The organism is Pseudoxanthomonas sp. UC19_8 (assembly GCF_042700505.1).
In the GTDB taxonomy this organism is placed as follows: Bacteria; Pseudomonadota; Gammaproteobacteria; order Xanthomonadales; family Xanthomonadaceae; genus Pseudoxanthomonas_A; species Pseudoxanthomonas_A winnipegensis.
On record NZ_CP170559.1, the window covers coordinates 1248260 to 1269563 of the forward strand.

The window sequence follows — 21304 nt, forward strand, 5'->3', positions numbered from 1 at the left end:
AGGGCACCGCGACCAGCCGATCAAGCAAGGTCCATGCCGATCCCGGCGCCTCCCGTGCGGGCTGGATCGGGCGGTCGCACGCCCCTCGGGCTTGCCGGCGCCCGGCGGAATGTGACCTGGCGCGTCATCGCCCTGTGACACCGCCGGCAACGAAAAGCCCCGCCGAGGCGGGGCTTTCGTAGTCTCGACCCGGGCCTGGGATCAGGCCTCGACGTCTTCCTTGTAGGCATCGACCGGGATGCAGGCGCACATGATGTGCTTGTCGCCGTAGACGTTGTCCACGCGCGCCACCGGCGGCCAGTACTTGGCCTGGCGCAGCGAGGGCAGCGGGAAGGCCGCCAGCTCGCGCGGGTAGGCGTGGGTCCACTCGCTGCCGGAGACCTGCACGGCGGTGTGCGGGGCGTGCTTGAGCGGGTTGTCCTCGCGTTCCAGGCGGCCGTCCTCGACCGCACGGATCTCCTCGCGGATCTGGATCATGGCGTCGATGAAGCGGTCCAGCTCGTGCTGGGACTCGCTCTCGGTCGGCTCCACCATCAGCGTGCCGGCGACCGGGAAGCTCAGGGTCGGGGCGTGGAAGCCGAAGTCGATCAGGCGCTTGGCGATGTCCTCGGCGCTGATGCCGGTGGTCTTCTCCAGCGGACGCACGTCCAGGATGCACTCGTGCGCGACCAGCCCGTTGCGGCCGGTGTAGAGCGTCTTGTAGTGCGGTGCCAGGCGCTTGGCGATGTAGTTGGCGTTGAGCAGCGCCACCTGGGTCGCCTTGCGCAGCCCGGCGCTGCCCATCATGGTGATGTACATCCAGCTGATCGGCAGGATCGAAGCCGAGCCGAAGCTGGCTGCCGAGACCATGCCCACCTCGCCCTGTCCGCCCAGCGTGCGCGGCAGGAACGGGGCCAGGTGCGACTTGACCGCGCACGGTCCCACGCCCGGGCCGCCGCCGCCGTGCGGGATGCAGAAGGTCTTGTGCAGGTTGAGGTGGCTCACGTCCGAGCCCCACTTGCCCGGCTTGGCCACGCCGACCAGGGCGTTCATGTTGGCGCCGTCGGTGTAGACCTGGCCGCCGTGCGCGTGCACGGCCTCGCAGATGGCCACGATGTCCTCCTCGAACACGCCATGCGTGGACGGGTAGGTGATCATCAGCGCGGCCAGGCGGTCGGAATACTTCTCGGCCTGTACGCGGATGTCCTCGACATCGACGTTGCCGTTGGCATCGCACTTGGTGACCACGACCTTCATGCCGCACATCTGCGCCGAGGCCGGATTGGTGCCATGCGCCGATTCGGGGATCAGGCAGATGTCGCGATGGCCCTCGCCGCGTGAGCGGTGGTAGGCGCGGATCGCCAGCAGGCCGGCATACTCGCCCTGCGCGCCGGAGTTGGGCTGCAGGCTGACCGCGTCGTAGCCGGTGCACTCGACCAGCATGGCCTCCAGCTCGTCGATCAGCTGGCGGTAGCCGGCCCACTGCGCGGCCGGCGCCAGCGGATGGATCGCAGAGAACTCGGCCAGGTCACCGGGATCATCTCGGCGGTGGCGTTAAGCTTCATGGTGCAGCTGCCCAGCGGGATCATGGTGCGATCCATCGCCAGGTCCTTGTCGGCCAGGGCGCGCATGTAGCGCAGCAGCTCGTGCTCGCTGTGGTGGGTGTTGAACACCGGGTGCTGCAGGAACGCGCTGGTGCGCACCAGGCCCTGCGGCAGCGCATCGGCGCTGGCCGCGTCCAGCGCGTCCACATCGACCTCCACGCCGAACAGCTCGCCCAGGGCGACGATGTCGGCGCGGGTGGTGGTCTCGTCCAGGCTGATGCCCAGCGCCTCGCTGTCGATCACGCGCAGGTTGATGCCGGCCTGCAGCGCACGGGCGTGCAGCGCGTCGGCATCGACGGCCTTGACGTGCAAGGTGTCGAAGAAGTGCTCGCCGACCTGCACGCCCGCCCCGCGCAGCGCGGCGGCCAGGATCGCTGCCAGGCGATGGGTGCGGCGGGCGATGCGGGTCAGGCCCTCGGGGCCGTGGTAGACCGCGTACATCGAGGCCATCACCGCCAGCAGCACCTGGGCGGTGCAGATGTTGGAGGTGGCCTTCTCGCGGCGGATGTGCTGCTCGCGGGTCTGCAGGGTCAGGCGGTAGGCCGGGTTGCCCTGCGCATCGATCGACACGCCGATCAGGCGGCCGGGCATCGAGCGCTTGAAGGCGTCGCGACAGGCCATGAACGCCGCATGCGGGCCGCCGAAGCCGAACGGCACGCCGAAGCGCTGCGAGTTGCCGACCACGATGTCCGCGCCCCATTCGCCGGGCGCGGCGATCAGGGTCAGCGCCAGCAGGTCGGTGGCCACGGCCACCAGGCCCTGGCGCGCATGCACCGCGTCGGTCAGCGCCTGGTAGCCGGCGAGCGTGTCGAACGAGAGCTCGCCGAAGGTGTCCGGATACTGCAGCAGCACGCCGAAGGCGTCGGCCTCCATCGCCTGCGCCGGGGTGCCCAGCTCCAGCACGATGCCAAGCGGCTCGGCGCGCGTGCGCAGCAGCTCCAGGGTCTGCGGATGCACCGCGTCGTGGACGAAGAAGACATTGGACTTGGACTTGGCCGAACGCTTGGCCAGGGTCATCGCCTCGGCCGCGGCCGTGGCCTCGTCCAGCAGCGAGGCGTTGGCGATCTCCATGCCGGTCAGGTCGGCGCACAGGGTCTGGAAGTTGATCAGCGCTTCCATGCGGCCCTGCGAGATCTCGGCCTGGTAGGGCGTGTAGGCCGTGTACCAGGCGGGGTTCTCCAGGATGTTGCGCAGGATCACCTTGGGCGTGTGGGTGCCGTAGTACCCCTGGCCGATGAAGCTCTTGAACACCTGGTTCTTCTGCGCGATGGCGCGGATCTTGGCCAGCGCCTCCTCTTCGGTGACGCCTTCCGGCAGGGCCAGGGCGGCGGGCGACTTGATCTTGCCCGGGACGATGGCGTCGGTCATCGCATCCAGGCTGGGGTGGCCGACCGCCTCGAGCATCTGCGCGATCTCGGTGTCGTTGGGGCCGATATGGCGTTCGACGAACGCGGCGTGGTGTTCGAGGTCGCGCAAGGACGGGGAGGGCTGGGACATGGCAGGCATCCGAAGAAGAGGGCACGCGGGATGGAACGGACCTCCCCTCCTGGCCGCGTCCCCCCGCGCGAAGCGGAGATCCGGCGCCGGCCTGCGGCCTGGCCGCGGGCAACGTCGCCGGGTTCCCGCTTGCGCGGGAACGACGAGCGGATGGAAGCATCCTCTCGCGCCCCTCTGTCCTTCTGCCTGAGAGTTTGGAGGCGCGCTGGACTGCGCCTTGTGCCCCTTCGGCGCCGGCGCCGACCCTCGCGGGCGGCCGGTCTCTCCAGAGTGTGTGCTGCCTGCGGTGGTATCGGGCCTGAGCGATTACGGGCGTTGCGCCTTCGGCAGCGGTGCGGGCCTGGCATGGCCCCGCGCCGCTTCTCCCACCTGTGTTGCCCTGGCGATTATACGGGCCGCGGACGGGTGCGTATCGCCTGCGGCAGCGCGAGCCGCGCGAGCCCTGTTCAGTGCCGTGCGGCAAGACGCTGCGCGCAGCGCCTATCATGAGCACCAACCCGCCTTCCTTCCCCGTCACGCCGCGCCCTGCGCGCGGCGCGCCCGCCGTGCCGTCCGCGCGGCAGGCCCCCGCTTTCCCGGACCCCCGCATGCCGTTGCCCGCCACCTCGACCCGCCGTCTCGCCCTGCTGCTGGCGGGGCTGGCGATGTTCGGCCCGTTCTCCATCGACACGATCTTCCCGGCCTTCCCGCAGCTGGCCCAGCGCCTGGGCGTGGACCAGACCGCGGTGCAGCAGACCGTCAGCGTCTATCTGCTGGCCTATGGCGTGATGAGCCTGGCCCATGGCGCGCTGTCCGACGCGTTCGGGCGGCGGCGGGTGATCCTGGCCGGGCTGTGCGTGTTCGTGGCCGCCTCGGCCGGCTGCGCGCTGTCGCGCGATCTGGGCACGCTGCTGCTGTTCCGCGCGCTGCAGGGCTTCTCGGCCGGCGCCGGCATGATCGTCGGCCGCGCGGTGATTCGCGACCTCTACGCCGGCCCGCTGGCGCAGAAGCTGATGAGCCAGGTGTCGATGATCTTCGGCATCGCCCCGGCCATCGCGCCGATCATGGGCGGCTGGATCCTGGGCACCGGCCTTGGCTGGCCGATGATCTTCTGGTTCCTGATGGTCTTCGGCCTGCTGCTGTTGCTGGCCACCGCGGCCTGGCTGCCCGAGACCCTGCCCGTGGACGCGCGCACGCCGCTGTCGCCGCGCGGGCTGGCGCGCCGCTATGCCTCGATCGGGCTGGACCGGCGCTTCCAGCGGCTGGCCGCGTCCGGCGCGCTGGCCTTCGGCGGGGTCTTCCTCTACATCGCCTCGGCGCCGGTGTTCGTGCTCGAACTGCTGGGCAAGACCGAGCAGGAGTTCGCCTGGCTGTTCCTGCCCACCATCGGCGGCATGACCCTGGGCGCGTGGCTGTCCGGGCGCATGGCCGGCAGGATGAAGCCGGCCACCCAGGCGCGGCTGGGCTTCGTCTGCTGCGGCGTGTCCGGCATTGCCAGCATCGTCTACGCGCTGCTGGCGCCGCGCCTGCAGGTGCCGTGGGCGGTGCTGCCGATCTTCGTGGCCGGCACCGGCATGGGCCTGGTGTTCCCGATCCTGGCGCTGGCCGTGCTGGACCTGTACCCGCATCAGCGCGGGCTGGCGTCCTCGTTGCAGGCCTTCGTCCAGCTGATGGTCAGCGCGCTGGTCGCCGGCGTGGTCTCGCCGCTGGTGGCGCATAACCCGGTCAAGCTGGCGCTGGCCGCCAGTGCGTTCTTCCTGGCCGGCTGGCTGTGCTGGAAGGCCGACCGCCGCGCCGGCCGCCGCCTGCCGCGCCAGGACGCGATCACCCCGCGCCTGGAGCCGCAGGACAACGTCTAGAAGCCCGCCGCCGCCACTCAGGCCGGCGGCAGCGCGATCGCCTGGCCCTCGACGCAGGCGATCAGCCGCTCGCCCGGGGCCAGGTCCGGCACCACGCCGGCGGTGAACTGCGAGAACGCCGGCAGCACCGTCATCTCCTGGCGCAGCAGGAAGGCCGGCCAGCGCACCGTGGTGCCCGGCGCCTTGAACACCGGATGCAGATGGCCGCACAGCACGTGCCGCTGCGGGTCGGGCTGCGGGTGGTGGCGCAGCACGAACGGCCCGTCCTCGACGCTGTCCGGAAACGCTTCGAAGCCCAGGTCGGCGGCGGCGTCCAGGTCGCGGTCGTGGTTGCCGGCCAGCGCGATCACGCGCAGGTGATGATGCTGGCGCCGCCACCGGTCCACATGCCCGCGCCAGCTGGCCTGCGGCGCCGGGCCGTGCAGCACGTCGCCCAGCACCCACAGCTCGTGCGCGCCGGTGTGTTCGACCAGCGCCGCCAGCCGGGCCAGATCGTGGTGGGTGCCGCCGCTGGGCAGGGCGATGCCGGCGCGACGGAAGATGTCGCCCTTGCCCAGGTGCAGGTCGGCGATCAGCAGGCGCCGGCGCGCGGGCCAGTACAGCGCCCGGTCGCCCAGGGCGCGCATCGGTTCACCGGCCAGCATCAGGTCCAGCTCAACGGCCATGCTTGCGTTCCAGCTGCTGCGCGGCGCGCTGCACGCGCGTACTCCAGTCCTCGGTGCTGAGCTGCCCGCGCAGGCTCTCGGCCCATAGCGGGAAGGACAACGGCGTCAGGCTGGCCGGGGCGCACAGCCGCAGCTGGCGCCGGGCGCAATCGTGCAGGGTGTCGGTGAGGCGGTCCAGTTCCAGCACGCCGCTGAACAGCTCGCGCTGGGCCTGGTGCAGCAGCAGGTGGTCGGGGTCGTGGCGGGTCAGCACGTCGAACAGCAGCCCGCTGGAGGCCTGCAGCTGGCGCATGCTGCGCGGCGTCTTGCCGGGCAGGGACGGCGGCAGCAGGCCGGCCACGCGCGCGATCTCACGGAACTGGCGGCGCGCCAGCTCGCCCAGGTTGAGGCTGGCGGTGAGGTCCTCCAGCAGCCGCTCGGGCGAGAGCAGGGCGCGCAGGGTGTCCTCTTCCAGCTCGACCGCATTGGCGGGCGAGAGCACCAGCCCGTAGTCGTTGGCGGCGAAGGCGAAGGTGTTGGCGTGCAGCCGGCCCCAGCGCAGCGCCAGCAGCGCGGCCAGGCCCTCGTGCACCTGGCGTCCGGCGAAGGGGTACAGGAACACGTGCAGGCCATCGCGCGCCCTGACCCGCTCGCACAGCAGGCTGCCCGGCGCGGGCAGGGCGGACAGGCGCGCCTGCAGGGACAGCAGCGGGGCGATCGCGCGCAGCTCCGGCGCGCTGTGGTCGCCGCCGAAGACGGCCTCCACTTCGTGCCCCAGCTCGGAGGACAGCGGCATGCGCCCGCCCATCCACTTGGGCACGGTGCCGTCGCCGCGCTTGGCCACGCGCACGTAGGCGGTCATGTCTTCCAGGCGCACCAGCTCGAGCGTGCGGCCGGCGAACTGGAAGCGGTCGCCGCGCCGCAGGCGGCCGACGAACTGCTCCTCGATCGAGCCCAGCCCGCCGCCGCGCAGGAACTTCACCTGCACCGCGCCGTCGCTGGTGATGGTGCCGATGGACAGCCGGTGCCGCAGGGCGACCTTGCGGTCGTGCACGCGGTAGACGCCGTCCTCGTCGCGTACCACCTTGTGAAAATCCGGGTAGCGGTCCAGCGCGCTGCCGCCGCGTTCGATGAAGTCCAGCACCGCGCGCCAGGTGACCTCGTCCAGCGCGGCGAAGGCCTGGGTGTTGCGTACCTCGGCCAGCAGCGCGTCCGCCTCGAAGCCGCCCCCCAGCGCCAGGGTGACGCAGTGCTGGGCCAGCACGTCCAGCGACAGGCGCGGGGCGTGGCGCGGCTCGATCGCGTTGCGGGCGATGGCCTGGCGCGCGGCGGCGTACTCGACCAGTTCCAGCGCGTGGGTCGGCACGCACACCACGTGGCCGGCCTCGCCCGGACGATGGCGTGCGCGGCCGGCGCGCTGAAGCAGGCGCGCGATGCCCTTGGGGCTGCCGACCTGCAGCACCTGGTCCACCGCCGGGAAGTCCACGCCTAGGTCCAGGCTGGAAGTGGCGACCACGCAGCGCAGCGTGCCGGCGCGCAGGCCGGCCTCGGCCTGCGCGCGCAGCTTGGGGCCGAGCGAGCCGTGGTGCAGGGCCAGGGTCTCCAGCGCCTCGGGCCAGACCGAGGCCAGCGCCTGGTGCCACAGCTCGGCCTGCGCGCGGGTATTGGTGAACACCAGGCTGGTGCGCACCGACATCAGCTTGTCCAGCACGCGCGCCAGCTGCGCCAAACCCAGATGGCCCGACCACGGGAAGCGCTCGCCCGCCTTGGGCCGCAGGGTCTCGATCACCAGGGTGCGGGGGCGGACGCCGGAGACGAGGGCGAAGCCGGGACCGGGAACCGGGGACCCGGGACCCGGGAGTGAAACAGAAGCGTTGGCTTGCCCGGTGGCCGTGACACCTGCGGCCAGCGCTTTCCCGGGTCCCGGGTCCCCCGTCCCCGGTCCCGCCTCGACCACCGGCATCAACGCCCCCGCAGCCTCCTCCAGATTCCCCAGCGTCGCCGACAGCCCCCAGGTCTTCATACGCGGCGAGAGAGCGCGCAGGCGGGCCAGTGCCAGCTGCAGCAGCACGCCGCGCTTGTTGGGCAGCAGCTCGTGCCATTCGTCGACGATGACCGCGCGGATCTGGCGCAGCTGGGGCGCGGTGTCGGGATAGGACAGCAGCAGGGCCAGCGACTCGGGCGTGGTCACCAGCACGTCCAGCTTGCCGGCGCGGGCCAGACGCTTGTCGCGCGCGCTGGCATCGCCGGTACGCTGGCCGACCTGCCAGTCCAGGCCGACGCCGGCGATGGCCTCGCTCAGCGCGCGGGTGGTGTCGGCGGCGAGCGCCTTGAGCGGGGTGATCCACAGCACCTGGAGGGGGCGGACGCGGTTGTTCTTTTTTTTGGGGGGTGGGGTGGGTTCTGCTTCCTCGCGGTTGGAAGAAGAGCCCTTGGGCGTCGCCGCTGTCTGAAGCGCTAGTTCAGCAGGCAGATCTGGTGCGGTTGCGCTTCTTGTCTTCGGACGCACCCTCACCCCAACCCCTCTCCCGGGGGGAGAGGGGCTCAAGGCAGCTTCGTGCAGGGCTTCGAACAGCGGGCCGCCGAAGGCGGCCAGGGTCTTGCCGCTGCCGGTCGGGGTGTGCAGCAGGCCGGAGCGGCCGGCCAGGTAGTGCTGCCAGACCTCGCGCTGGAACGGCAGCGGCTTCCAGCCGCGCGTGCCCAGCCAGGCCTGCAGCGGCGCGTCGAAGGCGCGCGCGCGCGTCGGGCGCGTCGCCTTCGGCTGCGCCTTGCCGGTGCGGCCGGTCGCCGCGGTCTTGCGGGGCGTCACCGCGCCAGCGCCTTGAGGTCTTCCAGCCGGTCGGCCTGCGCCATCGGCTTGTCGTGGCGCCAGCGCAGGATGCGCGGGAAGCGCGTGGCCACGCCGGACTTGTGCCGCTTGCTCAGGTTGACCGCCTCGAAGCCCAGTTCGAACACGTGGTGCGGCGTGACCGCGCGCACCGGCCCGAAGCGCTCGGTGGTGTGCGCGCGGATCCAGCTGTCCAGCTTGAGGATCTCCGCATCGTCCAGCCCCGAATACGCCTTGGCCACCGGCACCAGCGTGTCGCCGTCCCACAGGCCGAAGGTGTAGTCGGTGTACAGCGTGCTGCGCCGGCCGTGACCGGCCTGGGCGTACAGCAGCACGGCATCGATGGTCAGCGGATCGATCTTCCACTTCCACCAGTCGCCGCGCCGGCGGCCGCCCTGGTAGGTGGAACTGCCGCGCTTGAGCATCAGCCCCTCCACGCCGCGCGTGCGCGAATCCTCGCGCAGCTGCGCGGCGGCTTCCCAGTCGGCGGCCTGGACCTGCGAGGACAGGACGATGCGCGGATCGGCGTGCGCGGTGAGCAGCTGTTCCAGCAGGGCGCGGCGCTGGTCCAGCGGCTGCTCGCGCAGGTCCTCGCCGTCCAGCTCCAGCAGGTCGTAGGCCTGCACGCGCGCGGGCGTGTCGGCCAGCGTCTTGGCGCCGGGCTTGCGACGCTGGATGCGCGTCTGCAGCGCGGTGAAGGGCAGCGGCGCGTCCTCGCCGGCGCGCCAGGCCAGCAGCTCGCCGTCGATCACGCAGTCGCGCGGCAGTGTGGCCGCGGCCGCTTCGATCTCCGGGAAGCGGCCGTCCAGGCGCTCCTCGCCGCGCGACCACAGCGCCACCTCGCCGTGGCGGCGGATCAGCTGCAGGCGGATGCCGTCCCACTTCCATTCCAGGCGCCAGTGGCCGATGTCGCCCAGCGATCCGACCTCGGCCTCCAGTGGCGAGGCCAGAAAGAACGGATACGGCTGCTGGCGATCGCCAGGCAGCTCCTCGTCGGAAAGCAGATCCTGCAGGAACTGCGGCGTTGGCGCCCAGGTCCCGAGCATGCGCTGGGCGATGCGTGCGATGTCGATGCCGCTCATTTCCGCCAGCGCCTGCTGCACCAGCCGCTGCGACACGCCCACGCGCAGCGCGCCGGTCAGCAGCTTGTTGAACACCAGCCGCTGCGCATAGGGCAGGGCATGCCAGGCCTCGACGATGACCGCGCGGCGCACGGCTTCGTCCCGGTTGGCCACCGGCAGCAGACGCTCCTCGATCCATTCGGCCAGGCCCACGTCCGGCGGCGGGGCGGCCGGGTCGTCCAGCAGCAGCGCCAGGGTCTCGGCCAGGTCGCCGACATGGTCGTAGCTGTCGTCCACCAGCCAGTCCGGCGTCGCCGATTCCTGCGCGATCCACGCACGCAGCTCGCCGGTGCCGGCGATCTTCTGCCGCGGGCCGGTGATCTTGCCGCCGGCCAGCAGGTACAGCGCCCACACCGCATCGCGCGGCGGCGCATCGCGGAAATAGGTGATCAGCGCCGCGCGTTTGTCCAGCGTGGCGGTGCTCTCGTCCAGCGCCTTGTACAGCTCGGCAAAGCGCTTCATGCCGACCACCCCTGCGCAACGTCTTCCTCGTCATTCCCGAGCACGCGGGAATCCAGGGACTTCGCTTTCGGTCCCACGGCACAGCCGCGCGATGAGGACGAGAACGCGCCTGCGCAGGCAGCACTGCAAGCGCGCGAAGGCGACAACACGGCCCGTTTCACTCCTCGCTCCCGTAATCGGTGCGGAAGGCTTCGGCCGCGATGCCGGCCTCGTTCATCGCGCGGATGATGGCGTCGGTATTGCCGTGCGTGGCGATCACCCGACGCGCGCCGGTCTCGCGCACGGTGCGCAGCAGATCCGGCCAATCGGCGTGGTCGGAGACCACGAAGCCGCGATCGTAATTGCGCCGACGGCGATTGCCGCGCACCCGCATCCAGCCCGAGGCGAAGCCCTGCTGCGCCTTGCGGAAGCGCCGGATCCACGGGCTGCCCGCCGCCGAGGGCGGCGCCAGGATCAGCTGGCCGGCGTAGTCGCTGCCCTTGGCGGTCTCCGACACCGGCAAGGTATCGAGCATGGCGATGCCGGCGCCGCGATAGACCTCCACGCCGGCCTGGATCGCGCCGTGCAGCAGCGCCGGCTGATCGTCCAGGTCGCGCAGCTCGGCCAGCAGCCGCTGCGCCTTGCCCAGCGCATAGCAGTACAGGATCGCCGCCTCGCCGCGCTGCGCGCAGTGCCGGCGCCAGGCGACGATCTCGCGCGCGACCTCGCGCGTGTCCGGCCAGCGGTAGATGGGCAGGCCGAAGGTCGCCTCGGTGATGAAGGTGTCGCACCGCACCACCTCGAACGGCGCGCAGGTCGGGTCCGGCTGACGCTTGTAGTCGCCCGAGGCGACCCAGACCTGATCGCCCACTTCCACCCGCACCTGCGCCGAGCCCAGCACATGGCCGGCCGAATGCAGCGACAGGCGCGCATCGCCGATCCGGAAGGCCTCGCCGTAATCGTGGATGGCGTAGTCCTGCTCGCCCAGCCGCCACTGCAGGATCGGCAGGCTCTCGCGCGTGGCCCAGTAACGGCCCATGCCGGTGCGCGCGTGGTCACCGTGACCGTGGGTGATCACCGCGCGCGGCACCGGCCGCCAGGGGTCGATATGGAAATCGCCGGCCGGGCAATACAGCCCTTCGGGACGCAGGACGATCAGGTCGTTTGAGGCTTGGGCCATGGTCGGGAGGGTGCGGACTGGGATGTGCACAGGCCGCCAACGTTGGGACGGGCCGTCTCAGAACTTGAGATCGAACCCGAACCGCAGCTGACGCATCGGGCTTACGCCGCCACAACACCCTGGCCTGCAAGCTGCAGGCAAGCGGACTTGGAGGACTCATGAGAACAACGCTGCTACCCACGCTGCTGCTTGCGCTGAGCGCGTGCGCACCCGAGGCGCCGCAGGCCGGCGCACCTGTTGCCTCAGCGCCTGCGGCTTCCACGGCATCGGTCGCCTCCGCGCCGGCCGCAGCACTGTCGGCCTCGGCGCCTGCCGCCACGCAGGAAACGTCCACCAATGACGCCGAGGTCGATGCCCGCATCGATCAGGTGCTTGGCGACCACGCGGCTTATCGCAGCGTGCTGGAGCGGCTGCAGGCGGCGGTCAAGGCGGACGACCGCCCCGCGGTGGCGGCGCTGATGCGCTATCCCTTCGAGGTGCGCCTGGCCGATCGCAAGCGGCGCATCGACAACGCGCAGGACTTCGTCGCGCAGTACGAGCAGATCCTGACGCCTGCCATCGCGCAGGTCATCACCGCCCAGCGCTATGGCGCGCTCCAGGTGAACCAGAACGGCGTGATGCTGGGCAGCGGCCAGGTGTGGATCAACGGCGTGTGCAACGACGCGGCCTGCAAGGATGTCGACGTCAAGGTCGTCGCGCTGCAGCAGGGCGGCTGACCGTTCCTGCGGCACAATCGGCGCGGGAGGACACCGATGATGGAACACCGCGCCACGCCCGCCTTCGAGACCCACACGGTCGACAACCAGCCGCCGGAGTTCGCGCCGCGCGATCTCTGGACCGACGATGTAGTGCTGCGCGAGGGCTGCATGCGCGAGGGCGGCGGCGAATTCGCCGCCGCGCTGCAGGCCTATGGCGCACAGGCAGGCAGCGAACTCTATGCCCTGGGCTTCGACGCCAATCGTGACAAGCCGCGGTTGAAGACGCACGACCGCTTCGGCCAGCGCATCGATCTGGTCGAATTCCATCCCGCCTATCACCAGCTGCTGCACGCGGCCAAGGCCGGCGGCGTCGCCGGGTTGTCCTGGCACACGCCGCGGCCGGGCGCGCATGTCGCCCGGGCCGCGCTCAGCTATCTGCATCACCAGGCCGAGGCCGGCACCAGTTGCCCGTTGACCATGACCCACGCCGCGGTCCCGGTACTGCGCCGCGAGCCCGCCCTGCGCGAATGGGCGGACAAGGCCGCCGCCCCGCACTACGACCCGCGCGATGTGCCCATCGCCGACAAGACCGGCATCACCTTGGGGATGGGCATGACCGAGAAGCAGGGCGGCTCGGATGTGCGAAGCAACGCCACGCGCGCCACGCCGCTGGCGGGCGAGGGCGAATACGCGCTGGTCGGGCACAAGTGGTTCTTCTCCGCGCCCATGTCCGACGGCTGGCTGGTCCTGGCCCAGGCGCCGTGCGGGCTGAGCTGCTTCCTGATGCCGCGCCGCCTGCCCGATGGCCAGAAGAACGCCTTCCGGCTGATGCGGCTCAAGGACAAGCTGGGCGACTGGGCCAACGCGTCCAGCGAGGTTGAGTTCACCGGTGCCTGGGCGCGGCGCATCGGCGAGGAAGGGCGCGGCGTGGCCACCATCCTGCAGATGGTCATGCTCACCCGGCTGGACTGCATGCTCGGCGCCACCGCCGAGATGCGCATGGCCTTGGCCCAGGCCGTGCATCACGCGCGCCATCGCGCCAGCTTCGGCCAGCCGCTGGCCGCCCATGCGCTGATGCGCAACGTGCTGGCCGACCTGACGCTGGAATGGGAGGCCGCCCTGGCCCTGGCCCTGCGCGTGGCCGGCGCGGTCGATCGCGCCGCGCACGATCCGCACGAGGCCGCGCTGGCGCGCGTGACCACCGCCATCGGCAAGTACTGGCTGTGCCGCCGCGCGCCGGCCTTCGTCAACGAGGCGCAGGAGTGCCTGGGCGGCGCCGGCTACGTCGAGGAATCGATCCTGCCGCGCCTGTTCCGGCAGTCGCCGCTCAACGGCATCTGGGAAGGCAGCGGCAATATCCAGTGCCTGGACGTGCTGCGCGCCTTGGGCAGGGAGCCCGACTGCGTGCAGGCGCTGCTGGACGAGTTGAACGCCGCGCGCGGGCGGGATCACGACTACGATCGCCAGTTGGACCTCGTCGCCGCGCAGCTGGCCGGCCGCGCGATGGTCGAATCCGACGCGCGCCTGCTGGTCGAGCGCCTGGCGCTGCTGCTGCAGGCCGGCGCGCTACTGCGCACGGGCAGCCCCGTGGCCGAGCCGTTCTGCCGCTCGCGCCTGGGCGGTGCGCACGGACTGGCGATGGGCACGCTGCCGGCGGAGACGGATTTCGCGCTGCTGATCGCGCGTGCGTTGCCCTGAGCGCGAATCAATCGTCCAGGCCGAGGCCGGCCATGATCCGCGCAAGGTTTTTCTCGACCCGCGCCTGGCGGGTCTTGGACTGCTTGGCCGACGAGAAATGCAGCAGATAACCGCGTTGGCGGCCCGGCGTCAGGCCTTCGAAGGCGGCCTTCAGCGCCGCGTTTTCCTCCAGCCGCGCGCGGAACTCGTCCGCCACGGGAAAATCGGCGGTCTTCCTGGGGGCGATCTTGAGCCCGGCCTGTTCGACCGCAATGGCCGCCTCGACATAGGCCTTCAGTGTCGCGGCTTTGCCTTTGATCTGATCCAGTGCGGTGAAGCGGATCTGCCGCGCCGATCGTACGTACTCGGTCTGCTGGACCAGCAGGCCATCCGGGTCGGGTATCAGGGCGCCCTTCATGAACAGCAGGGCGCAGTACTCCTTGAAGCCGTGCATCAGCACGACGTTTCCCTTGCCCAACGCATAGCAGGGCTGCCCCCACTTCAGGTCCTCGGTCAGCGGCGTCTGGCGCAGGATCGATCGCAGCGCCTCGAACTCGGCCCGCCAACGCTCGGCCCGCACCATGAATGCATCCACCTTGGGATTCGCCGTCGCTGCCGTCATCGCGCTCTTCCGTCTGCGTGCTTGTTCGAACTTGAGGGCAAGCGTCAGCGATCGACGCCCACGCCCTTGGCCATCGCGCGCGAGCCGGTCAGGATCATGCGCAGCATGGTGGAGAGCTGGCCGATCAGCTCCGGATCGCGTTCGCGCGGCAGGTCCATGGCGCTGGCGCCGGCGGCGAACACCAGGCGGGTGATCGCTTTGGAGACCAGGGCCGGCTGGTGCAGGGTGGCGCCCTCGGCCGCCGCCAGGCGCACCAGGTCCACCTGCAGCTCGTCCTCGAAGTAGGTGAGCTCGCGCTCGACCGCCGCCTTGAACGCGTCCGAGCCGACCATGCCCTCGCGCAGCATCACGTGCAGCAGCTTGTCGTCGGCCCGTAACTGCTCCATGAAAGTCTCCACCGACAGGCGGATCACGCTGCGGTCGGTCGAGGCCGCGCGCTGGCGGGCCTGGCCGATGATCTGGCGCAGCGAGCGGCCGGCCAGGTCGATCAGGGCCACGGCCAGCTCGTCCATGTCGCGGAACTGGCGATAGAAGCTGTTCGGCGCGATCCCGGCCTCGCGGGCGACCTCGCGCAGGCTCAGCGAGGACAGGCTGCGGTGCGGGCCGACCAGGCGCAGGGCGGCGGCCAGCAGGTCCTGGCGCGAGATGGCGGCGCGGCGGCCGCCGCTGGCGTCGTCGGAGCTGGGGTCGATGGCGGCGGACTCGGTAGCGGGCACTGCGGATCCTGGTCCGTGCGGGGCGCCGCCATCATAGCCCCTCACATCAATATACAAGTGTATAGACATCCGTTCTCACGCCTGTATAGTGCATGGCCATGAATGCGATCCGTCGTCCTCGTTCCAGCTCCCCGGTCCAGCGCGTCGCCCGTCGCCTGGTCGAGCCGGCGGTCTTCGACTTCTGGGCCAGCCGGGTCCACCCGTTGTGGAGCTGGGAGCGCCCGCTGGCGCGCCTGCGCGAGCGCCGCCAGGCCGCCGAAGGCGCGGTCACGCTGGTGCTGCAGACCAACCGCCATTTCGCCGGGCTGCGCGCCGGCCAGCACATCAACCTGGGCGTGGAGCTGGACGGCGCCCGGATCACCCGCAGCTACAGCCCCAGCAGGGTCGCCGGCAACCGGATCGAGATCACCGTGCGTGAGGTCGAAGGCGGGCGGGTCAGCCAACACCTGTGCCGGCACGCGCGCATCGGCGAGGTGTTCGCGCTGGGCGCGGCCTTCGGCACCATGACCCTGCCGGCCGCCGTGCACGGCCCCTGGCTGTTCCTGGCCGCCGGCAGCGGCATCACGCCGCTGATGGCGATGCTGCGCGAGCTGGACGCGGCCGGCATGCCGGTCGAGCTGGACCTGGTGTACTGGGCACGCACCCGCGCCGAGGTCTGCTTCGCCGACGAACTTGCCGCGCTGGCTGCACGCCATCGCGGCCTGCGCGTCCATCTGCGGCTGACCCGCCAGGCCGATGGCCCGGCGGCGGCGCGCATCGACGACACCGACCTGGCCGCGCTGGTGCCCGAGCTCGGCCATCGCCAGGTGTTCGCCTGCGGCCCGCACGGCTTTGTCCAGAGCGCGCGTGCGCAGTTGGAAGGGCGCGTGGTGCGGTTCGAGGCCGAGGCCTTCACCCCGCCGCGCGCGCTGCCGGGCGAGGGCGGCAGCGTTGCCCTCACCCTGTCACGCAGCGGGCGCACGCTGACCGTGCCGCGCGACGCGTCGCTGCTGGAGGCGCTGGAGGCGCAGGGCCTGCGCCCGGCCTCGGGCTGCCGCATGGGCATCTGCAATACCTGCGCCTGCACCCGGCGCGAGGGCATCACCCGCGACACCCAGACCAATGCGCGTTCGGGCGAGCCCGACGCCACCGTGCGCCTGTGCATCAGCGCCGCGGCCACCGACCTGACGCTGGACCTTTAGATGAGCAAGCACAACCGCCCCCTGTCCCAGGACGAGCTGCAGCGCTTCGGCGCCGAGCTGGACGCCCTGCGCGCCCGCACCGTGGCCGCGCTCGGCGCGCGCGATGCGCGTTACATCCGCCGCGCGGTCGCGGCGGTGCGCTGGAGCGGTGCGCTGGGCCGCATCGCGCTGTTCGCCGGCGCAGTGGGCGGAACCTTCGTGCCGGCGCTGCTGTGGCCACTGTGCGTGCTCGGCACCGCGCTGCTGGCGCTGTCCAAGATCCTGGAGAACATGACCGTCGGCCACAACGTGATCCACGGCCAGTACGACTGGATGGGCGATCCGCAGCTGCACAGCCGCAGCTACGAGTGGGACATCGTGGCCACCAGCGAGAACTGGAAGAAGACGCACAACTTCCGCCACCACACCTACACCAACGTGCGCGGGCTGGACGACGACATCGGCTACGGCCTGCTGCGCATCTTCCCCGAGCAGCGCTGGAAGCCGTTCTACCTGCTGCAGCCGCCGATCGCGGTGGTGTTCTGCCTGCTGTTCGAGTGGGGCGTGGCGATCCAGGACCTGCGCCTGGGCCGCTGGCTGGCCGGCAAGATGAGCTTCAGGCAGCTGCGCGCGCAGTTCGCGCCGGTCGGCCGCAAGATGGGCCGGCAGGTGCTGAAGGACTATGTGCTGTTCCCGGCGCTGGCCGGGCCGTGGTTCCTGCCGGTGCTGCTGGGCAACCTGGCGGCGAACATGCTGCGCAGCATCTGGACCTATGTGGTGATCTTCTGCGGTCACTTCACCGCCGATGCGGAGACCTTCCCCAAGGACTGCGTGCGCAACGAGAGCCGTGGCCACTGGTATCTGCGCCAGCTGCGCGGGTCGTCCAACATTTCCGGCGGTGCGCTGGTGGACGTGCTCACCGGCGATCTGAGTCACCAGATCGAGCATCACTTCTTCCCCGACATCCCGGCCAACCGCTACAGCGAGATGGCGGCGGAGGTGCGCGAGATCTGTGCGCGCTATGGGCAGCATTACAACACCGGCTCGCTGTTCAAACAGTTCAGCCAGGTGGCCTGGCGCATCGTGCGCCATGCGTTTCCGAGCCGACCGCGCCGGGTGCGCGCGCTGGTCGAGGCGCCCGCGGCCGGCTGAACCGCGCCGCGTGCGCGGAGCGGGCTTCACCGCGCAGCCAGCGGCATCGCGCTAGCGTGGCCGGACACTCACACAAAGGAGTTCGGTCATGCTCAACCGGACCGTCATCCTGTCGATCGCGGCGCTGCCGATCCTGGCCGCCGCGCCGCTGGCGCAGGCGCAGCAGCTCAACCAGCCGCAGCCGGTGCAGATTCCCAATGCGCGCGATGCCTCCGGTACGTCTCCCCAGCGCAGCACCGGGGTGCGCTCGGACGCGGGCCAGCGCGCGACCACGCCGCCGGTCAGTCCCAAGGGGCCTGCTACGGATGCACAGCGGCCCACGCAGCCCAGCAGCGTCACGCCCACTGCGCCGGCGACGCCCGCGCGCGTGATCGATGCGCAGGGCCGGCTGGTGCCGGGCGCGGTGCAGGTTGGTAACAACCAGGTGCTGGACCCGAAGACCGGGCGGATCTATCCAGTGACGCCGGCGGGTGACGGGCTGCGTATTGCAACGCCGCCCAAGCCCTGAGTGAGTGAGGCCTTTCAAGAAGAACTACGTCAGAAAAGCCCGGTGCAAGCCGGGCTTTTTTTGCGCGTTGTGGCTCTTCGCCTGATCAGTGGGGGGGGCGCTGACTTCGGAGGGGCAGCGGTCCGGCGGGCGGCGTCCGCTTATCCCTCGATCAGGGCATCCTGCCCTGACTCGGGCGCTCGGCATCCTGCCTCGCTCGTCGCGGCCACCGCCCGCCGGCCCGCTGCCGCGCGCGTCATGGATGGGGCTTCGGTTCGAAAGAAATCCAGATCTATTCGCCGCAAAGCCTCGATCCTGCCGCGCGTGGTACAGAGCGGACAGAATGAATCGCGGCGGCGCGCTTGGTGCTCGCGGAGCGCCAACCGAATCCCACCTGTAGAGCGGAGCTTGCTCCGCTGCGTTTCGTTCGGTTTGTGGGGAAGGCCCCAGCGGAGCAAGCTCCGCTCTACAGGCAGGCCGCTGCGCGATTCGAGGGGACAGTTGCTCCCACCTGGCCATGAGGCGCGGTCAATCTTTCCCATTCAAGCGTCGGCCATCGAGGGGGAGCCGAGCCGAGGGCCGCGCTCGGCCTGGTCGAGGCTAGTGGGCGCAATGCGCTCACCGCCCCGCACTCATCCCGTCGACAGAGTCGCGTCACCGCCCTGCGGCGACGCGACTTGCCTGCTGCTCGCAAGCCCTCAGTCCGCCTTCGCCTCCAGCCCGCGCTTCTCCAGCAGCGGTTCGATCCGCGGCGCGTGTCCGGTGAAGTCGACGAACAGCTTCATCGCGTCCTGGCTGCCGCCCTGGGAGAGCAGGGTCTTGCGGAAGCGGTCGCCGTTGGCGCGGCTCAGGCCGCCGTGCTGCTTGAACCACTGCTGGGTGTTCGCATCCAGCACCTCGGACCAGATGTAGGCGTAGTAGCCGGCCGAATAGCCGCCCATGATGTGGCTGAAGTAAGGCGTGCGGTAGCGCGGCGGCACCGGGGCGTAGGCGATGCCATCAGCCGCCAGCGCCTTGGCTTCGAAGTCCACCACGCCGGACGCGGCCGGGACCTGGTCCTCGGTGATCTGGTGCCAGCGCTGGTCCAGCATCGCCGCGCCCAGGTATTCGGTGGTGGCGAAGCCCTGGTTGAACTTGGCCGCGGCCACGACCTTGTCGAGCAGGGCCTGCGGCATCGGCGCGCCGGTCTGGTGGTGCTTGGCGTAGTGGCGCAGGATCGCCGGATCGTCGGCCCACATCTCGTTGACCTGCGAGGGGAACTCGACGAAGTCGCGCGGCACGCTGGTGCCGGAGAAGTAGGGGTACTTCACGTCGGAGAACATGCCGTGCAGGGCATGGCCGAACTCGTGGAAGGCGGTGGTGACCTCGTCCCAGGTCAGCAGCGTCGACTGGCCGGCCGGCGGCTTGGGGATGTTGAGGTGGTTGGCCACCACCGGCTTGTCGCCGGTCAGCGCGGACTGCGACACGTAGGAATTCATCCACGCGCCGCCGCGCTTGGACGCGCGCGCATACGGGTCGAAGATGAAGATGGCCAGCTGGGAGCCGTCGGCATCGAACACGTCGTAGACGAAGGTGTCGGCGTGGTACTTGGGCAGGTCGTGGCGCTCCTTGAAGCTCAGGCCGAACTCCTGGTTGGCGGCGTAGAACACGCCGTTTTCCAGCACGTTGCGCATCTCCAGGTAGGGCTTGAGCTGGGACTCGTCGAAGTTGTACTTGGCCTGGCGCACCTTCTCGCTGTAGAAGGCCCAGTCCCAGGCTGCGAGTTCGAAGCCCGGCTTGCCGGCGGCCTTCTGTTCGGCGTCGATCATGGCCTGCAGGTCGGCGGCCTCGCGCTTGGCGTTGGCCACGGCAGCCGGGGCCAGCTTGCCCAGCATCGCGTTGACGGCCTCGGGCGTCTTGGCGGTCTGGTTCTCCAGCGAGTAGGCGGCGTAGTTGGGATAGCCGAGCATCTTCGCCTTCTGCGCGCGCAGGGTCATGATGCGCGAGACGATGGCGGTGTTGTCGTAGGCGTTGCCGCGGCTGCCGCGGTTCACCGAGGCCTTGAACAGCTGCTCGCGCGTGGCCCGGTCGGTCAGATGGGTCAGCGGCGGCTGGCCGGTGGTGTTGAGCAGGGTCAGCACGTACTTGCCGGGCAGCTTGCGCGCCTTGGCTTCGTCGGCCGCGGCGGCGATCTCCGCCGCGCTCAGGCCGTCGAGTTGCCGGGCATCGTCCAGCACCAGGGCCGAGTCGTTGACCTCGGCCAGCACGTTCTGGCTGAACTTGGTCGACAGCGTGGCCAGCTCGGCGTTCATCGCCTTCAAGCGGGTCTTGTCCGCGTCGGAGAGCTTGGCGCCGGAGCGCACGAAGTCGCCGTAGACCTTCTCGACCAGGCGCAGGCTCTGCGGATCCAGGCCCAGGCCGGCGCGGCCGTCGTAGACGGTCTGGATGCGCGCGAACAGCTTGCCGTTGAGGTTGATCGCATCGCGGTGCGCGGCGAACTTGCCGGCGTAGTCGGCCTGCAGCTGCTTGCGCGTGTCGTTGGTGTCGGTGCCGACCAGGTTGAAGAACACCGAGGTCGCCCGATCCAGCAGCTGGCCGCTCTGCTCCAGCGCCACGAAGGTGTTGTCGAAGCTCGGCTTGGCCGGGTTGTCGGCGATCGCCGCGATCTCCTTAAGCTGCTGCGCCATGCCCGCATCGAAGGCCGGGGCGAAGTCGGCGTCCGTGATCTTGTCGAACTGCGGGTAGTGCAGCGGCAGCGGGCTTTGGACGAAGAATGGATTGCTGGCCTGGCTGGCGGCGGGCGTCGCAGAGGTCTGGGCGTAGGCGGGCATGGCGGTTCCAAGGGCGAGGGCGAGCGCCAGGGTCAGGCGGTGGGTCATGTGGCTCCGGATCGGGGTGGTGGACATCGACCCCCGAGGCTAACCGGGACCCGGCGCCGCGGCCCATGACCGAAGGCATGGACTGACGCAATCGTCACGCGTGACCGGCCACCCTCGATAGCCTAAAATTTGTGACGTAAATCACATAACATTAGGTGCGGCGCCATCATGGCGCCTATGATCGGTCGGCCAGGGACAACGGAAGGTAGGCATGCGGGGTGTTTTCGAATTCGCGGCGCTGGACATCAATGGCCACGAGCAGCCGCTGGCCGACTGGGCCGGCTCGGTCCTGCTGATCGTCAATGTCGCCTCCCAGTGCGGGTTCACCCCGCAGTACGGCGGCCTGGAGCTGCTGTGGCAGCAGTATCGCGATCGCGGGCTGGTGGTGCTGGGCTTTCCCTGCGACCAGTTCGGTCACCAGGAGCCGGGCGACGAGGCGCAGATCCGCGCCTTCTGCAGCCTCAACTACGCGGTGACCTTCCCGATGTTCGCCAAGGTCGAGGTCAACGGCCCGAACGCGCATCCGCTGTGGCAGCGGCTCAAGCACGACCGGCCGGGGGTATTCGGCACCGAGCGCATCAAGTGGAACTTCACCAAGTTCCTGGTCGGCCGCAACGGCCAGGTCCTGCGCCGCTATGGATCGCGCAATGCGCCCGCGTCGCTGGCGCGGGACATCGAGGATGCGCTGGGCTGAGCGCGCGCAGCGACTCCCGCCTGCTAGCTGTCTCTCGGATCAAGCCGCAGCCTTCTTGTAGAGCGGAGCTTGCTCCGCTGCTCTTCGTTCGGTTCGTGGGGGAAGCCCC

14 protein-coding genes, 1 pseudogene and 1 riboswitch are annotated in these 21304 nt (G+C 70.4%); of the genes and pseudogenes, 7 read left to right on the plus strand and 8 right to left on the minus strand.

What is annotated here, in order from left to right; genetic code table 11:
- Window positions 1-201 precede the first annotated feature (201 nt).
- Window positions 202-3089, minus strand: a pseudogene (gene gcvP, locus ACFJIT_RS05355) (aminomethyl-transferring glycine dehydrogenase).
- A gap of 155 nt (window positions 3090-3244) precedes the next feature.
- Window positions 3245-3359, minus strand: a riboswitch (glycine riboswitch).
- Window positions 3360-3667: 308 nt separating this feature from the next.
- On the opposite strand from gcvP, the gene ACFJIT_RS05360 reads away from it, so the two are divergent.
- Window positions 3668-4918 carry a multidrug effflux MFS transporter gene (locus ACFJIT_RS05360; RefSeq protein ID WP_379655269.1) on the plus strand — a complete coding sequence of 417 codons (1251 nt, stop codon included), beginning with the start codon at window positions 3668-3670 and terminating at the stop codon, window positions 4916-4918.
- A gap of 17 nt (window positions 4919-4935) precedes the next feature.
- Here the strand turns inward: ACFJIT_RS05360 and pdeM are convergent, their stop codons facing one another.
- The 4 genes from pdeM to ACFJIT_RS05380 all read right to left on the minus strand — a co-directional run bounded on the left by pdeM (window position 4936) and on the right by ACFJIT_RS05380 (window position 11131).
- Window positions 4936-5583, minus strand: a complete 648-nt coding sequence (gene pdeM, locus ACFJIT_RS05365) for a ligase-associated DNA damage response endonuclease PdeM (protein ID WP_379655270.1) — start codon at window positions 5581-5583, stop codon at window positions 4936-4938.
- Window positions 5573-8278 (minus strand): DEAD/DEAH box helicase, encoded by a 2706-nt coding sequence (locus ACFJIT_RS05370; RefSeq protein ID WP_379655724.1) that lies wholly within the window; start codon window positions 8276-8278, stop codon window positions 5573-5575. The genes pdeM and ACFJIT_RS05370 overlap by 11 nt, the downstream gene beginning before the upstream one ends.
- A gap of 89 nt (window positions 8279-8367) precedes the next feature.
- Window positions 8368-9972, minus strand: a complete 1605-nt coding sequence (locus ACFJIT_RS05375) for an ATP-dependent DNA ligase (RefSeq protein ID WP_379655271.1) — start codon at window positions 9970-9972, stop codon at window positions 8368-8370.
- Window positions 9973-10129: 157 nt separating this feature from the next.
- A complete protein-coding gene (locus ACFJIT_RS05380; protein WP_379655272.1) occupies window positions 10130-11131 on the minus strand; it encodes a ligase-associated DNA damage response exonuclease in 1002 nt (333 codons plus the stop codon).
- Between the two features lie 158 nt (window positions 11132-11289).
- Here ACFJIT_RS05380 and ACFJIT_RS05385 point away from each other — a divergent pair, with 158 nt between their 5' ends.
- The gene (locus tag ACFJIT_RS05385; protein WP_130533317.1) at window positions 11290-11847 is read left to right on the plus strand and encodes a hypothetical protein; all 558 of its coding nucleotides are present in this window, start codon (window positions 11290-11292) and stop codon (window positions 11845-11847) included.
- Window positions 11848-11883: 36 nt separating this feature from the next.
- The gene (locus ACFJIT_RS05390; protein ID WP_379655273.1) at window positions 11884-13527 is read left to right on the plus strand and encodes an acyl-CoA dehydrogenase family protein; all 1644 of its coding nucleotides are present in this window, start codon (window positions 11884-11886) and stop codon (window positions 13525-13527) included.
- Window positions 13528-13534: 7 nt separating this feature from the next.
- Here ACFJIT_RS05390 and ACFJIT_RS05395 read toward each other — a convergent pair whose 3' ends face one another.
- Together ACFJIT_RS05395 and fabR are read right to left on the minus strand one after the other, a co-directional pair.
- Entirely contained in the window at window positions 13535-14128 is a 594-nt protein-coding gene (locus ACFJIT_RS05395) for a YdeI family protein (protein WP_379655274.1), read from the minus strand.
- A 44-nt stretch (window positions 14129-14172) separates the two neighbouring features.
- The gene (gene fabR, locus ACFJIT_RS05400) at window positions 14173-14820 is read right to left on the minus strand and encodes an HTH-type transcriptional repressor FabR (RefSeq protein ID WP_130518736.1); all 648 of its coding nucleotides are present in this window, start codon (window positions 14818-14820) and stop codon (window positions 14173-14175) included.
- 122 nt (window positions 14821-14942) lie between these two features.
- Between fabR and ACFJIT_RS05405 the strand changes: the two genes are divergently transcribed.
- From ACFJIT_RS05405 to ACFJIT_RS05415, 3 genes are all read left to right on the plus strand, one after another.
- Window positions 14943-16025, plus strand: a complete 1083-nt coding sequence (locus tag ACFJIT_RS05405) for a ferredoxin reductase (protein WP_379655275.1) — start codon at window positions 14943-14945, stop codon at window positions 16023-16025.
- Entirely contained in the window at window positions 16026-17156 is a 1131-nt protein-coding gene (locus ACFJIT_RS05410) for a fatty acid desaturase family protein (protein ID WP_379655276.1), read from the plus strand. It begins immediately after the preceding gene.
- An 88-nt stretch (window positions 17157-17244) separates the two neighbouring features.
- Complete coding sequence (locus ACFJIT_RS05415) at window positions 17245-17664, plus strand: hypothetical protein (protein ID WP_131659723.1); 420 nt, start codon at window positions 17245-17247, stop codon at window positions 17662-17664.
- 677 nt (window positions 17665-18341) lie between these two features.
- Here ACFJIT_RS05415 and ACFJIT_RS05420 read toward each other — a convergent pair.
- Window positions 18342-20501 (minus strand): M3 family metallopeptidase, encoded by a 2160-nt coding sequence (locus ACFJIT_RS05420; RefSeq protein ID WP_379655277.1) that lies wholly within the window; start codon window positions 20499-20501, stop codon window positions 18342-18344.
- A gap of 211 nt (window positions 20502-20712) precedes the next feature.
- Between ACFJIT_RS05420 and ACFJIT_RS05425 the strand changes: the two genes are divergently transcribed.
- Window positions 20713-21195, plus strand: a complete 483-nt coding sequence (locus tag ACFJIT_RS05425; protein ID WP_130517808.1) for a glutathione peroxidase — start codon at window positions 20713-20715, stop codon at window positions 21193-21195.
- The last annotated feature ends 109 nt before the right edge of the window (window positions 21196-21304 follow it).